Below are 15,192 nucleotides of genomic sequence, written 5' to 3' on the forward strand. Positions count from 1 at the left end.
GATGATTAATGAGAGCAAATGTAACTATTTAGAGTTTATACCTACACATCAACTAAAATATAGGATATTAATTCTATATTTGCCACATCAACCAGATGAATACGCTATAAAGCAGCTTTAATTCGTCGCTAATCAGAATAATTATCTATGGAGAAATTAGACCAAACAGACCTCAAACTCCTCAAGCTCTTGCAAGAGGATTCCAGCCTTACCACCAAAGAGCTTGCGCAGAGAGTCAACCTGTCGCCAACGCCCGTGTTCGAAAGGGTAAAGCAGCTCGAAAGAGAAGGATTCATAAAGAAATATGTAGCTATCCTCGACCCCGAGAAGCTGAGTAAAGGTTTCATCGTCTTCTGCAACATACGCCTCAAACAGCACAGCAAGGAGTATGGACACCAATTTATGGAGGCAATCATGGGCATAGATGAGATAACCGAATGTTACAACATCTCCGGTGATTATGATTTTATGCTAAAAATCTACGTGCCCAACATGAAGTACTATCAGGATTTCGTGCTCAACAAATTGGGTACGGTAGATAGCATCGGAAGTCTGCAAAGTATCTTTGTGATGGGTGAGATAAAACAGACTCATAGCATTCCGCTCGGAGATGTACCCGTAAAATAAGAATGCCACCGTTAAGCTTAAGAAGTAATCCTTTCAAGCTTAACGGCGGAAATCGGAATGTTCTAAGGTAAAGGAACAAGTTCACCCACGACGACAATGTTTGTTTGCTATCGATTCTATTCCGGGTTCTAAGGAAAAAGAGCAAGTTCCCCAAAACTAAGGTTTCTTCCTCCAAACAGTAACCTCCGAAAGTCGGACTTCGGAGCAGCGGGAGCTTTTCCGAAGCGTGCAGGTCAAATCAACGGGAGGCTGTTCCAAAACAAACCATTGATCCAAGATGGCTTTGATGCCATCGAATGAAGTAACAGGTTCTCCATCTCGTTTGAAGCCACCGGGACGGTATTCTTTGGCAATTTCATTCGTTTCCCAATCGTAAGTGGAAGCAATAATCAGTGTGCCGTCCTCATTCAACCGCTCGTGTATATGCTCCAAAAAGGCAATGGGATTTATCAACTCTTCCAGTAAGTTGGGTACAATGATCAAATCGTAATCGGTATAGATCGGCTTGATGTTATTGGCGTTCTCCTGCATGAAAAGAAGATGTTCCTTGCTCGCCCCCAAACCGGTTTCGGCAAGTAGCAGTTCACGATAAAGCACTAGTTCACCTTCCTCTTTCACGATGTAGCGAACAAAACCTTTTTCTTGCAATTGAATGGGCATGCGAATGAAGCGTGCAGAGAAATCGAGGGCGGTGATATCGCTGAAGTGGGGTGCCAGTTCAAAGGCCAGGCGACCGGTATCGGCATTCAGATCGAGCACCCGAGTCACTTGGCGGTCTTTCACCGCAGCCAGTGCAAGAGCGGCAAGATCTTTCTGAAAATTCGACTTCGCACCGAAGACATCTCTCCAGTTGTTCTCACACGAATTGGCTACCTCCGTATCCGTTTCGTACTCATCGTTCTCTATGACGAGCGGATGTTCGGATTCCACCACACGGAAGCCCACATGTTGGTAGAAATGGCGGCGGAACGCATAGCGAGCATGGAGCGTCGCTTCGTTTCCGGTGGAGATCCACGAACCACCCTTTATCAAATTATGCTTTCCATCGAAAGTCGGTGTGGAGAAATCATCGTACATAGGGTGCACACGGAAACCGGCAAAACCCGTGATCGGTGTCTCCGTCCACTGCCAGACATTTCCCACCACATCATAGAAGTCGCCCTGCTTGAACTTATCCACGGGACAAGGTGATGCATACTGTTCCAGATTGATATTCCCCGGAGCAGCGTTCCAAGCTTCCACATCCGGAATGCCGCAATGCTCTGCTAAGCGGTACCACTCAGCCTCGGTGGGCAAACGATAAGTCTTCCCCTGCTTTGCCGACATCCAATTGCAATAGGCCTTAGCTTCCAGATAATTCACCTCCACCGGCCAGTTCCACGGCATTGGAATCTCCTCGGCTACCAAACGTAAAACATATCCGCAGTCTTTCTTTCTCCAAAACAGTGGCATCTGCGCCTCCTTGAAGTTGCGCCAACTCCAACCCTCTTCCGTCCAATAACTCTCCACATCATAGCCACCGTCTTCAACAAACTGTAGATATTCGCCATTAGAAATAAGCATCTTACCGGCCCGAAAATCTTCCACCGCCTCCACTCGACTGCCATATTCATTGTCCCAACCGTAAAGCGGATGATCCATCGGCTTGCCCAACTTAACCTCAGCACCGGGTACAGGCAGAAAAGCATTGGTCGGAGCATCTCCCCGCTCCTCACAGATTTTACCGAAACGTCCGCTAACTACCTTATCGAGAGGCAATTGGCGTATCAGTACCGACGAAGTCTCCAGATGAATACGCTCATGTTCAATGCCCATCATGATAATCCAGAAAGGATTCTCCCAATCGACGGGAAGATTCAACGGCGTACGGTCGATCACGTCCAGGATGGTTTTCTTCACCTCATCGCGATACTTGCGAACATCCGGAACCGACGGCCAGTTGTAATGCCGCTCGTCCAAGTCGTCCCAACTCATTTCGTCCACTCCGATGGCGAAAATCGATTCAAAAGCCGGATTTATTCTAGCATCTATTATTTTTGCCAGCAAAAGCTTATTGATAAAGAAGACAGCCGTGTGCCCCAGATAGAACAGGATGATATGACGGAGCGGATCACCCCGCAGATAAAAAGCAGTATCATCCACAAGTTGCGTATACAGCTTCTCGTCCACTTCCCACGTTTTCAAAAAATAATCGCGGATTTCCGCCTTCTTGCTCTCAGCCGTTCCCTCTTTCAGGTTCACCGTTTTGGTTATCAGATTCTGCATAGATATTCTTGTTTAGCATATAAAATCAATGAATAATTAACATTTTAGCGGCCATTATGTTGAGGATATCTGTATTTTTGTGGTACAGAATTTACCTATTACAAGCAACAAGATGGAAAGTGTAAAAGAACAGTTTGATGAGATCTCAAAAAAATATGATAGCCAACGCCGAATACTCATCCCATGCTATGATGATTTCTATGGCATAGCTACTGAGTGGCTGCATTTCAATACCACTACCCCTAAGATCCTCGATTTAGGAGCCGGAACCGGCATCTTTTCACAATTTGTACTAGAGAAATATCCGCAAGCAGAGATCACGCTACTGGACTTTTCGGAACAAATGTTGACCGTGGCACGGGAGCGCTTCGCCAATCTGAAAAATGTATCCTTCCAAATCGCCGATATGACACTATTCGAGCCTCAAGGAAAGTATGATGCCGTTATCTCTTCGCTCGCTATTCATCATTTATCCGACGAAGGCAAACAAGAGCTATTCAGAAAGATAAATGGCATACTCAATGAGGGTGGCTTTTTTGTCAATGCAGAACAAGTGAAAGGCAGTACGGATTATATCCACTCGTTTTATACGCAAAGGAGGCGTCTCAGACTCGACAATTCTGAGTTAAGCAAAGAAGCCGTAGAAGCCTCCTATGAGCGAAACAAGTTGGATAAATGCGCCTCTGTTTCAGAACAAATGAGATGGCTGCAAGAGGCCGGATTCAAAGAGGTTGACTGTCCGTTCAAATACTACATATTTGCTGTGCTCTGGGGGATGAAATAATCGTTTGATCTATTCCATCAAAATCTCTCCTTGCACCGCCTCTTCCTGTTTCAGCCAACTGGCATTATCGAACTTCACATCGGTGATGCGCTGAGATTCTATGCCAGCATCGGGGTTCTCCTCACAGGGAGTGCAGCGACCGTTCACGGTGTTGTAAATCCTATGTAAGGCCGAAGTTTCTTTCTGTTGGTCATATCTATTATCATTTATATTCAGGCAACATCCCCGTGTCGCGGATACAAAAATAGAGAACGTTTCAAGGAGATAAGGGGTAAAATGAAGAGTATTGAAAAGAAGTTTCAACAGATTAATTATCAGTTATTTACAGAGAACGGGGAGAAGAAATAAAAATGAGGAGAAAGGATTTTTAGAGCGAGCTTCTGAAAAAAGAGGAAAGAAAGTAGCAGATAAATATTATTATGATACTCCCGCCATATAAATATTTAATTATATATTTGTGAAAAGTACAAAAATTGGCACCACTAAACATCGTCTATAAATGAAAAAAGCAATCATAATAGGAGCAACTTCTGGAATAGGTAAAGAACTCGCAATAATTCTAGCAGAAAACGGTTATCTAGTTGGAATTACAGGCAGACGGAACGAATTACTAGAGGATCTAAAAAAGAAAAGAACTGGAGCTTTTATCACCAGCTCTTTTGACATTGCCGATATTAAGACTGCAATCGAAAAGCTAAATGAACTGACAATACAACTAAATGGGCTTGATTTGTTAATAATAAGCTCAGGAACAGGTGATATAAACGAAGAACTAAACTTTGAAATAGAAAAAAGAACCATCGACATAAATGTATCAGGCTTTACCAATATTGCTGATTGGGGGTTTAACTATTTTCAAAAACAGAAATCAGGACATTTAGTTGCAATAAGCTCTCTTGCCGGATTGCGTGGAAGCAGACATGCTCCTTCGTACAACGCAACAAAATCATATCAAATAAACTATTTGGAAGGACTCAGACAGAAATCAGCCTCTCTTAGACTTCCTATTTTCGTAACCGACATAAGACCCGGATTTGTAGATACCAATATGGCTAAAGGAGAGGGTCTATTCTGGGTTTCCACTGTAGAGAAGGCTGCAAAACAAATTTTTACAGCAATTAAAAAGAGAAAGAACGTTGCCTATATAACAAAGAGATGGAGGTTTATTGCTATTATTATAAAACAAATACCCGGTTTTATTTATAACCGGATGTAATTCATGCCGGCAAGAGAGAAACAAAGCATCTTGTACAGCTTTTGGGGAGTAAAAGTCCATCATCTCATAAACCCCTTCGGATCATCTCCCAGCACCTTCTTGACTACCTTGGAAGAATAAGGCTCGCTCTTGCCCAACACTTTTACCAGCTGCTCGTGCGTGTATACCTTACCCACCAGAGGGAAGTTTTCGAGTATCCAGTACGCATAAGCATTAAGAGTACCTTCCACTCCATATATACCGGGTTCCATCATCATTTGACGCAAATGACCGCACACCAGTATAATACCCTTTACCCAATACTCATGACTAACATTAAACTTCAAACCCTCTATCTCAGAGCGAATAGCCGAAAGTATTTCATCCGAAACCTCCGGCTTTTTATCGGCAGGCAGATCAACAGGTGCAGCAGACTGCTCTAGGATCTTGCCTAGCCTCAATTTGTTTTCCACAGCCAAAACATCCAGCGGAATAGCGCCCTTGCAAAGGACCTCAAACATTTGATGCATTTCCTCCTTCGCAAACAAACTGTCTCTCCGGATAAAATCCTCCACCACTCTGATATAATGCAACAAAAAATTAATTTGATCAGCAATCTCACTAGAGACCCTGTGCCCATGCGTCTTCTTCAAACATTCCGCCAAACATCCGTGCGTAGGAGAAATAAATTCGAATGTCTCAAAGACAATCTTTTCTATCCCCATGATATCAGACACTATGCGACAAACATCCTCAGGAACGCTTGTGTTACACATCCCCCCAGCTTCATAAAAGTTCAGGCATTCTTCTACCAAAACATTGAGCCACAGATCGTTTAGCTCTTTCTCTTCCATTCGGATATCCAACAAATTCTTTGCAGAAGCATTCAGATTAGACAACAACGATTTTTCATGCTTTTCGAGCATAGTGCAGAATTCAAAGAAAGAATGGGTGCAACTATTCAGACTTAAACAATCGGCGACAGATGGGAGGATTTGATTATTTACTTGAAAATCAGCATTTAAGCTTACTTTGTCCCAGAGAACGGACGACTACTAGTTTGTTTTGATCTACTTTTCATAATTATTTTATTAGACAAGAGTAAAGGTAAAAATTCATTCTTGAATATCAACTATAATTATCAAAAAAGTCCTCTTATCTGAAGCTTGTTTCGAATGAAACAAATTTCAGACAAGAAGACAAATACGAGATTATCGACAGATCTTGGTATACAAAAACCTATTCAGACAAGAAATCATCAGAAATTGAAGCGCATTTATCACACAAACCTTTTATCAACACTTCAGATTCTTCCTGAACAAAGCCTTCAGGCAACTTATACTTCCGAATCGGTACCTGCTCAAGACAGATAGTGGTGTGGCAACTCTTGCAGTAGAAATGCACATGCTCATGAGTAGGGAGCTGACTGAGCACGTTTCTGTTGAACGCATACTTCACGGTAGCGTTATCTATCATAATCCGATGGATAACCTGAACCTCAAGCAGCGTTTGCACACTTCGATAAAAGGTGATACGATCATATAAATGCCCCATTCCACCCTTTATCTCACTCTCCGAAAGCGGTATAGGACTATTTTCGAGTATGGTTACAATAGCCACACGAGGAGCTGTCCTCTTCAGGTTCCTCGTCTTCAAAATTTCATTTATATCCATTATTCAGCCACATTGAAATACAAAAGTAACTTATACAAGAAATAAATCCAATAAAAGAACAAAGTATTAACTTCATGCAATGAAACAACGTTGCACTGATTCCTTTGATAGTATCTTTGAATATCAACAGGCATTAAGAACAAAAAAGAAAGATTCTGTTTGGTTCTTAACAACCGAAACCCTAAATTTGCAACATTGTTTCATTTCAATCATCTGCGCTACACCATTTAAAAAGGCGTAACTAAATTCCTGATTTCCGTTTATGAAACGACTGAGTATAAAGTTCTTCAAAATATTCTTCCCTGTACTATTCATTTGGTATGCGGGGAGCGTATCTCTCTTTATACATTCACATGTGATCAACGGAGTAACTATTATACACTCTCACCCTTTCGAAAAGGACAGCAAGGCTCCGGTACATCACCACGGAAAGGCATCCGAAGTACAATTCATTCACTCGCTTTCACACATACAGATAGCTCACTCGCTGCTATTCATTGTGTTGTTCGGATTGTTCTTACTTAAACCCGTCAAAATACTAATCCGTCCTGAATTTAAGATAACCAAATGCTTTAGAGACAGGACAATCTCTCTCCGCGCTCCTCCATTGGCAGCCTGACATATCGTTTTGAAGAGGTTTCTCGCTCTTCACTCTCTTATTGTCCGGCATTCTATTTTAAGTTCCGGACTGGGATGAAGTGTGCTTCTTCAAACTTTGCAGCGCCCATAATATGGATGCTGCACTGATATTCATTTCTACAAATCATTATAAAAAACAGAATGAAAAAGATTACAATAATTTTCTTCAGCTTACTCTATGTGGCCATTTCTGCATTAGCAGATAACCCTGAGTTAAAAGCTTCGGATGCCAATGTATATGGACACGTTATAAATAAGGACACGAAAAAACATTTATCTTTCATCAACGTGGTACTGAAAGGTACCACTATCGGTACCGTAACCGATGAGTCGGGACATTACTTCCTCAAGAACCTTCCTGAAGGGACTTTTACAGTCGAAGCCAGCGCAGTAGGCTACAAATCAACTTCTAACCAAGTGGTGCTTAAAAAAGGGAAAAGCATAGAGCTCAACATGGAGATTGGAGAGGACATGGTGGCACTAGAAGGGGTGGTGGTTTCTGCCAACCGCAACGCTACCATTCGACGCCTGGCTCCTGCTCTGGTGAGCGTACTCGACACGAAGTTGTTTGAATCGACCAACGCGCAGTGTCTGGCTCAGGGATTGAGTTTTCAACCGGGCGTAAGAGTGGAAAACGATTGCCAGAACTGTGGTTTCAATCAAGTTCGTATCAATGGACTCGACGGACATTACTCACAGATCCTAATGGATTCACGCCCTATTTTCTCTGCTTTGACCGGAGTGTACGGACTCGAGCAAATCCCGGCCAACATGATAGAACGTGTGGAGGTTATACGCGGGGGAGGCTCGGCACTGTTTGGCTCATCAGCCATTGGCGGAGTAGTCAATGTTATAACGAAAGATCCGGTGCGCAACTCAGGTGAGCTTTCTCACTCCATCACTTCCATCGGCACGGGCGGAACATTTGATAACAGCACCGCACTGAATGCCTCGTTGGTGACCGAAGATGGCAAAGCGGGCTTGTATGTGTACGGACAAAGCCGCAATAGATCGGGCTATGACCACAATGGCGATGGGTTTACTGAGCTGCCTCAGCTACGTAACAAAACCGTAGGAATGCGCTCATTCCTCAAAACAAGTACTTACTCAAAGTTGACACTGGAATATCACGGGATCACGGAGTTCCGCAGAGGAGGCGACCGACTTGATCGTCCCGCTCATGAGGCTAATATTACCGAACAGGTAGACCATAACATTAACGGAGGGGGAATTAGTTTTGACCTCTTTTCACCGAACAATAAGAGTCGACTAAACGTCTATTCTTCCTTTCAACATACAGACAGAAAAAGCTATTATGGAAGTAAACAAGACCCAAATGCATATGGCACAACCAAAGACTTGACTTCGGTGAGTGGTGGTCAGTTTGTATACAACTTTGATGAGTTATTGTTCATGCCTTCCGAGCTGACCGCCGGCGGCGAATTCAATTATGACGGACTAGAAGACGTCTCTATTGGATATGATCACGACCTTAGTCAGAAGACTCGTATCTGGAGCGGTTTCTTGCAGAATGAATGGAAAAACGAACGTTGGAGTCTGCTGCTTGGCGCACGTGTGGACAAGCATAATCTGATTGACCATGCCATTATCAGTCCCAGAGCAACGTTGCGGTTCAACCCCAACAAAAGCATCAACCTACGACTTAATTATTCTACAGGATTCCGTGCTCCGCAAGCCTTTGATGAGGATTTACACGTAGCCATCGTAGGAGGTGAGCGTCAGGTCATTCGTCTGGTTGATGGACTTAAAGAAGAGAAATCGCACAGTTTCAGCCTCTCTGCTGACATGTATCATACTTTTGGAAATGTGCAAACCAACTTATTAATAGAGGGCTTTTACACTGATCTTAGGGATGTGTTCGCACTAAGAAACATGAATCAAGTCGATGAAAAGGGAAATACGGTGAAAGAACGTTATAACGGCTCGGGTGCCAAAGTCATGGGAGTGAACCTAGAGGGAAAAGCTGTGCTTACTTCTTGGCTACAACTGCAAGGCGGACTAACACTTCAGCAAAGCCATTACAAAAAACCGGAGGAATGGAGTGAGGATACAAGAGTAAAAACGGAGAAGAAAATGTTTCGCACTCCCAATGCATACAGTTATTTCACCGCATCACTCAATCCGACAAAGAAGCTAACGACCTCTCTATCAGGAACCTACACTGGTAGCATGTTAGTGCAGCATATGGCTGGTTCGGGCGTTGATATAGATACAGCTAAACGCACACGCGACTTTATCGATATGAACATGAAGTTGGCTTATAACATTCCGGTAGATCAAGTGACCATACAGATAAACGGCGGTGTGCAGAATATCTTGGAAGCTTACCAGAAAGACTTTGATAAAGGCGTTGACAGAGATTCTGGCTATATCTATGGTCCCTCAACTCCAAGAAGCTACTTCTTAGGTGCCAAAATCAGCTTCTAAGAACTAATCACTAACAAATAATTCCTCTACATCGTATATCGAGAGCAGTCATTCAAAGCAAGAAGCAGCACGATAGATGTATTGAATCTCTATAAAGAAGAGCCATCTTGACCCTGTGTATACAGGCTAAAGATGGCTCTTCTAAATTTGAAAACTGAAGTTTACTTCAAGTCAAACGCCACACTGCTTTTTATATCTGCCGAAGAGGCACCGACAAGAGCTTCAAATCGTCCGGGTTCAGCTACCCATTGATGCTTAGCATCGTCGAAGAAGCTAAGGGCATCTTTAGTAATGCTGAAAGTTACCACTTTCTCTTCTCCGGCTGCAAGTTTGACTTTGCTGAATCCTTTAAGTTCCTTCACAGGACGTGGCAGAGAGGATTTCTTATCGCTGATGTAGAGCTGAACCACTTCCTGACCTTCACGGCTACCTGTATTCTTCACCGTTACACTGAAAGTGATGCTTTCATCGGCAGTCATCACCTTCTTATCGGCTGTTACTTTACCGTACGCAAAGGTGGTGTAGCTCAGTCCGTGACCAAAAGCAAAGAGAGGTTTTGACTTCTTCTGCTTATCGGCCCAACGATAGCCCACAAAGACGCCTTCGTTATACTTCACATTGATGCTGTCTCCGGGATGTTCGCCAAGGGCATGTGCACCGTTATCTTCTAACCGTACCGGGAAGGTAAACGGAAGTTTGCCCGACGGATTGACATCGCCAAACAGCACAGAAGCGAGGGCATTGCCGGCTTCGGTACCGCTATACCATGTCTCCACGATAGAGGGAACATCTTTCACCCATGGCATGGCCACAGCATTGCCGGTAACCAGTACCACTACCGTGTTCGGATTCGCCTTTACCAGTTCGGAGATGAGTTTGTCCTGACCATAAGGCAAGCCCAATGAGCTACGGTCATTTCCTTCACAGTCCTGCCCATCATTCTTATTCAGTCCGCCCACGAAGAACACCACATCAGCTTCTTTGGCCGCATTCACCGCATCGGCACGCAACTTGTCGAAATCAATCACTTTTTCTTCTGCTTTGGCACCTTTCTTATCCTGTTCTGCTACTGCGGGAGAAGCATATCCGGGCATGTACATCACATTGGCAGCACTACCCACACGAGCTTCAATACCTGCCAGCGGAGAGATTTCGTACTTCGCCTTCAGTGAGGAAGATCCGCCACCAATAGTCATACGCTTCACAGCATTCTCGCCCACCACGAGTATTCTTTTTGTCTTAGCAGGATCCACAGGCAACAGGTTGCCACGATTCTGCAACAACACGATGCCTTCTTGCGCAATGGTTCGTCCGGCCAAGGCATGTTCTTCCGTTCCAAAGGAACCGTAAGGACGATCTTTGGCCATGTTGGTGCGGAACACCAAGCGAAGAATGCGACGCACTTTGTCATTCAGTTCCTTATCCGTTACCTCGCCACTCTTAAGCAACTCAAGATAAGGGTCAGCCAAGTAATAATAATCGTACGCATTGCTCTTACCCCACGTCATCCCGTTAGTCCAACTGCCAAACTCCATGTCGAGTCCGTTGAAAATGGCCTGTTTAGTGTCGTGCACCCCACCCCAGTCGGATATCACCACACCATCAAAACCCCATTCACCTTTCAGAATATCATTCAGCAGATACTGGTTGTGACAGCAATGTTCGTTTTTATATTGGTTGTACGAACCCATGATGGCCCAAGCGTGTCCCTCTTCCACCGCAGCCTTGAAGGCAGGCAGATAGATTTCATACAGCGCACGGTCATCTACTTCCACGTTGATGTGTCCGCGATATATCTCCTGATTATTGAGCGCATAGTGCTTTACGCAAGCAGCCACACCATTCTTCTGCACCTCACGAATGTAGGGAACCACCATCTTAGAAGCCAAGAAAGGATCCTCACCCATATATTCAAAGTTTCGGCCGTTGAGCGGTGTGCGATAGATGTTCACACCCGGTCCCAGAAGCACGTTCTTATTGCGATAACGGGCCTCTTCACCGATACTTTTGCCATAAAGAGCAGCCATATCCGTGTTCCACGTAGCAGCCAACGCAGTAAGTGCGGGAAAGGCAATGCACGAATCATTCGTCCAGCTGGCACCATACCATTCATCCCACAACACTTCCGCACGAATGCCGTGCGGGCCGTCCGTCATCCAGTTCTCGGGGATCCCTAAGCGGGGAACACCCGGGGAACTGAACTTAGACTGCGCATGGGTCATGGCGACCTTCTCTTCCAGCGTCATACGCTTCAACGCATCTTCCACTCTCTCTTCGATGGGTTTGGACGCATCCAGATACACCTGCTTCTGCTGCTGCGCAAAAAGCGGCAATGCAGTGAAGGATGCAGTCACCAAAATACTTTTTAACTTCATACTAATTACTATTTTACTAATTACTTACTATTGAAAAACAAGAAGGGTACACAAGCGATAAAACGACAAAGGAAGTAGCAATCTTACCGCTCATTCCATGCGCCATTTATTCGATAAAATGGCCATTTTTATCGTTTGTACGCTCTGCGCCGATAAATGTAAGCAATTGCTTTAGTGAAACGGCTACAGACAAGTCTTCTCACTAAAGCAATTTGATTTTATCAAGAAATCATTTCAATTTTAGACTCACCATGTACAAAGATATCCTCCGACTATGGCTATTCAACCAATCAACCTGATTCCTGAGCGCTATCCCGAATGTTATTTTTTAGTCACCGTAAGAACGGCTTTACTGATACCTGCGGTTACGTCGATCGTAAACACGTAGGTTGCACCCGCTTCGAGCGATTTGCCGGTCACAATGCCCAAGTTACCACCATCGCGCCCATTAGTGCCATCGCCTACAAAAATTACATCGCTTGTGGTAGAAAGTGTTGTGGCTCCATATTCACCTCCCCAATCTTTTTGATGGAAGAATTTGAAGTTGATATCACTCGCATTCACCGATGTTCCGGCTACAACCGTCACTTGATATTTCTTAGCTTCATGCTGCACCATGCAAAGAGCCTTACCCGGATTCCAGCTCACCTGATTACCTGCAACAGTGGGTTTACCGATACCGTCACCAATGATCCAGATCGCTCCGGTACCGTCTGCTTGCAGGGTAGCGGTATTACCATCTTTGAGAGCCTCAACACTAAAGTAATTGAACTTAAAGTTGGCTATGATGCGATAGCTTCCGCCAATAGGCAATAACTCTAATTTCCCATCGGTGCCGCGCACAAAGAAGTCGGGATCTATCCACCATTGATCATAATTCGGGAAGCCGGAAAGTTCCAGTTTCTGTCCTTGCGTCAGGGTGAGATCTACTTTATAGTTATCATCATCAATCATCTGCATTTCTTTGCCGCCTACCAACAATTTAATGAATGGAGCTGCCGCATAAGTCAGGGTATTGAAATTGATCGTGTATTCGCCTGCACTTGAACTAGAGAAACTGATAGGCGTTGTAGTTCCCTGGGTGATGGCTCCACTATCCCATCCGAAGCTTATTTCATTACCTTGGGCAGAAGCTTTGGGCGACTTGATATACCCTTTTACCTTCTGCGGAAAGGTACCCGTAAGTTCATACTGATACAAACCTGTTCGTTCCATGCGATACTCTTTATCCGTAGTGACAAAGGTAAGATAAGCAAAGTCCGGACGAGTAAGAGCAACCTCATACTCCTTCTCGGTGATGGTGAAATGAATGTTCTGCAAAACCAATTTCAAAGTAGCCTTCCCATTGGGAATGTTGGCATAATAAGGAACATAAATCTTCCCACTGTAATCGGCAGTGGTTTTGGTACGAATAACAGTTTCGGAAACCTTCTCTTCACCATAGTAAAGTTGGGCTTTCAAGGTAGAAAGGGGTACATCAGCATCGGAAACAGCGACAGTAAACGCCAGACTATCTCCAAACATTGCACTGCCAAAGGTGGTCTTAGAGTCTATAACCGGATTACCGGGCACAGCTTCATCGTCGTCGCAAGAATTGAGCAACAGAACACTTGCCAATGCAAACAAAATATATTTTAAGTTCTTCATGATCCATTAAATTTAATAATTAACTATTTTTTCCAGCGATACGAAGCCACAGCTTTGGCGGGAACTTCGTATGCAAAATGATGATTGCCATCGTTCAACGTAATCGTTTTGGCTTGGGTGGTGTTATTCAGCAACACAAAAGCATAGGTTCCATCGGTGTTTTCAAAAGCCGAATAGGTAATGCCACTAGCCGAATATCCTTTGGTACCAATACGAACTGCTCCCGGTTTCACAACAGAAGACAGATGACCAATGATGTAATAGTGAGAGTTACGGGTGATGGTTTTATAATCGCTCTTACTGATATCTACCGCACCGTAACAGGTGGTGCAACCTCCTTCACGATTAGGACCTCGATCCGTATCAAGCATCAGGTTCCATACCATGACGGCCTTACACCAGTTATTCACCGTGCCCAACGCCACATCTTCCATATCATCCATCAAACGTGTGGAGAGATTGCGACCATCATTCCACATACCAATGGATGTTTCGGTAAAGATCAATTCTTTGTCAGGGCGTTTGCCATACACATCGTTCAGTTCAGCGCGATCTCCTCCGTAGTTGTGATAAGCAGCTCCGGCAAGGAAGGCGGCAGCCGTTTCATCATCATACATCTTCAAAGGATAATCATTCTGATCGGCTACATTGTCATAGTTGTAGTTGTGGTCGAAGGCATAGATCTTTGTAGAGAGTGCAGCCAACTTAAATTTAGGACCCAACGCATCTCTGACAAAAGCTTGTTCTTCTTTCCATCCCATGAAGAGTGAAGCTGAGTTACCACGGTTCAGCGGCTCGTTCTGAGGCGTCACCGCATAAATGGAGATGCCTTGTGCCTGAAACGCCTGTACCCATTTCACAAAGTAAGTGGCATAGTCCTGATAATAGATGGGATTGAGCTGACCGCTCGTCCACGAGTTATAAGGAGCCAAGTCAGTGAGATTGTTCACCTTCATCCACCGCGGAGGGGTCCACGGAGAGCCGAGGATCTTCAACGATGGATTGATGGCCAAAATCTCTTTCAGCACAGGGATGACATACTGTGTCTCCTCGTTCTGCAAGGCAAAGTTTGCTATACCCGGAGTGTCACAACAGCTATATTCACTCAACGAGAAGTCCGAACATCCGATGGAAATGCGCACATAGCTGTAACCCATACCTTCCTCGTTGGAGAACGTTCCTTTGAGGAATTTCGCCCGATTCTCAGCCGTCATCTTCAGCAGGTTATAACAGGTAGAGCCGGTTATAGCTGCTCCGAAACCATCCATTGACTGATAGCGCACAGTGGGGTCGAGCGTGACGGTAGTGGGAGACATATTAGACTTCTCACTAAAATCGGCCGTCTTCTTTGCAAAGTCCTGCGAACGGTTATTGGTGGTGACGTAGATCGCTACGTCACCTTTTGTTTCACCACCCGTTCCGGGATCAATTGGCTGATCAGCGGGTGTGTCGCTGCCACAGGCCACAAGCACCACAGGAAGACTTAGCAAGCTCTTTAAAAGGCTTTTGATATTCATTCTATATTAAGTTTCTTTAGA

Annotated in this window: 12 protein-coding genes; 5 read left to right on the forward strand and 7 right to left on the reverse strand. The window is 44.5% G+C overall.

The window, feature by feature from the left end:
• The first annotated feature begins 147 nt into the window (after window positions 1-147).
• A complete protein-coding gene (locus BQ5338_RS14520) occupies window positions 148-627 on the forward strand; it encodes an Lrp/AsnC family transcriptional regulator (protein ID WP_071147512.1) in 480 nt (159 codons plus the stop codon).
• A 156-nt stretch (window positions 628-783) separates the two neighbouring features.
• Here the strand turns inward: BQ5338_RS14520 and ovoA are convergent, their stop codons facing one another.
• Window positions 784-2,892 (reverse strand): 5-histidylcysteine sulfoxide synthase, encoded by a 2,109-nt coding sequence (gene ovoA / locus BQ5338_RS14525; protein WP_071147513.1) that lies wholly within the window; start codon window positions 2,890-2,892, stop codon window positions 784-786.
• Between the two features lie 112 nt (window positions 2,893-3,004).
• Between ovoA and BQ5338_RS14530 the strand changes: the two genes are divergently transcribed.
• Complete coding sequence (locus BQ5338_RS14530; RefSeq protein ID WP_071147514.1) at window positions 3,005-3,676, forward strand: class I SAM-dependent methyltransferase; 672 nt, start codon at window positions 3,005-3,007, stop codon at window positions 3,674-3,676.
• A 9-nt stretch (window positions 3,677-3,685) separates the two neighbouring features.
• On the opposite strand, the gene BQ5338_RS16905 is transcribed toward BQ5338_RS14530, so the two are convergent.
• A complete protein-coding gene (locus BQ5338_RS16905; protein WP_071147515.1) occupies window positions 3,686-3,979 on the reverse strand; it encodes a hypothetical protein in 294 nt (97 codons plus the stop codon).
• Window positions 3,980-4,175: 196 nt separating this feature from the next.
• Here BQ5338_RS16905 and BQ5338_RS14540 point away from each other — a divergent pair, with 196 nt between their 5' ends.
• Window positions 4,176-4,892 carry an SDR family NAD(P)-dependent oxidoreductase gene (locus BQ5338_RS14540; protein WP_071147516.1) on the forward strand — a complete coding sequence of 239 codons (717 nt, stop codon included), beginning with the start codon at window positions 4,176-4,178 and terminating at the stop codon, window positions 4,890-4,892.
• A 59-nt stretch (window positions 4,893-4,951) separates the two neighbouring features.
• On the opposite strand, the gene BQ5338_RS14545 is transcribed toward BQ5338_RS14540, so the two are convergent.
• Window positions 4,952-5,797: a hypothetical protein gene (locus BQ5338_RS14545; protein ID WP_071147517.1), complete on the reverse strand. Its 846-nt coding sequence runs from the start codon at window positions 5,795-5,797 to the stop codon at window positions 4,952-4,954.
• 313 nt (window positions 5,798-6,110) lie between these two features.
• Window positions 6,111-6,545, reverse strand: a complete 435-nt coding sequence (locus BQ5338_RS14550; protein WP_071147518.1) for a Fur family transcriptional regulator — start codon at window positions 6,543-6,545, stop codon at window positions 6,111-6,113.
• A 262-nt stretch (window positions 6,546-6,807) separates the two neighbouring features.
• On the opposite strand from BQ5338_RS14550, the gene BQ5338_RS16570 reads away from it, so the two are divergent.
• Window positions 6,808-7,164, forward strand: a complete 357-nt coding sequence (locus BQ5338_RS16570; RefSeq protein ID WP_078063506.1) for a hypothetical protein — start codon at window positions 6,808-6,810, stop codon at window positions 7,162-7,164.
• Between the two features lie 161 nt (window positions 7,165-7,325).
• Complete coding sequence (locus tag BQ5338_RS14555; RefSeq protein WP_071147519.1) at window positions 7,326-9,632, forward strand: TonB-dependent receptor; 2,307 nt, start codon at window positions 7,326-7,328, stop codon at window positions 9,630-9,632.
• A gap of 161 nt (window positions 9,633-9,793) precedes the next feature.
• On the opposite strand, the gene BQ5338_RS14560 is transcribed toward BQ5338_RS14555, so the two are convergent.
• From BQ5338_RS14560 to BQ5338_RS14570, 3 genes are all read right to left on the reverse strand, one after another.
• A complete protein-coding gene (locus BQ5338_RS14560; protein WP_071147520.1) occupies window positions 9,794-12,007 on the reverse strand; it encodes a glycoside hydrolase family 3 C-terminal domain-containing protein in 2,214 nt (737 codons plus the stop codon).
• 321 nt (window positions 12,008-12,328) lie between these two features.
• Window positions 12,329-13,654, reverse strand: a complete 1,326-nt coding sequence (locus BQ5338_RS14565) for a DUF5125 domain-containing protein (RefSeq protein ID WP_071147521.1) — start codon at window positions 13,652-13,654, stop codon at window positions 12,329-12,331.
• A 23-nt stretch (window positions 13,655-13,677) separates the two neighbouring features.
• Window positions 13,678-15,171: a glycoside hydrolase family 30 protein gene (locus BQ5338_RS14570; RefSeq protein ID WP_078063507.1), complete on the reverse strand. Its 1,494-nt coding sequence runs from the start codon at window positions 15,169-15,171 to the stop codon at window positions 13,678-13,680.
• Window positions 15,172-15,192: the final 21 nt, after the last annotated feature.

The organism is Bacteroides ihuae, from assembly GCF_900104585.1.
In the GTDB taxonomy this organism is placed as follows: Bacteria; Bacteroidota; Bacteroidia; order Bacteroidales; family Bacteroidaceae; genus Bacteroides; species Bacteroides ihuae.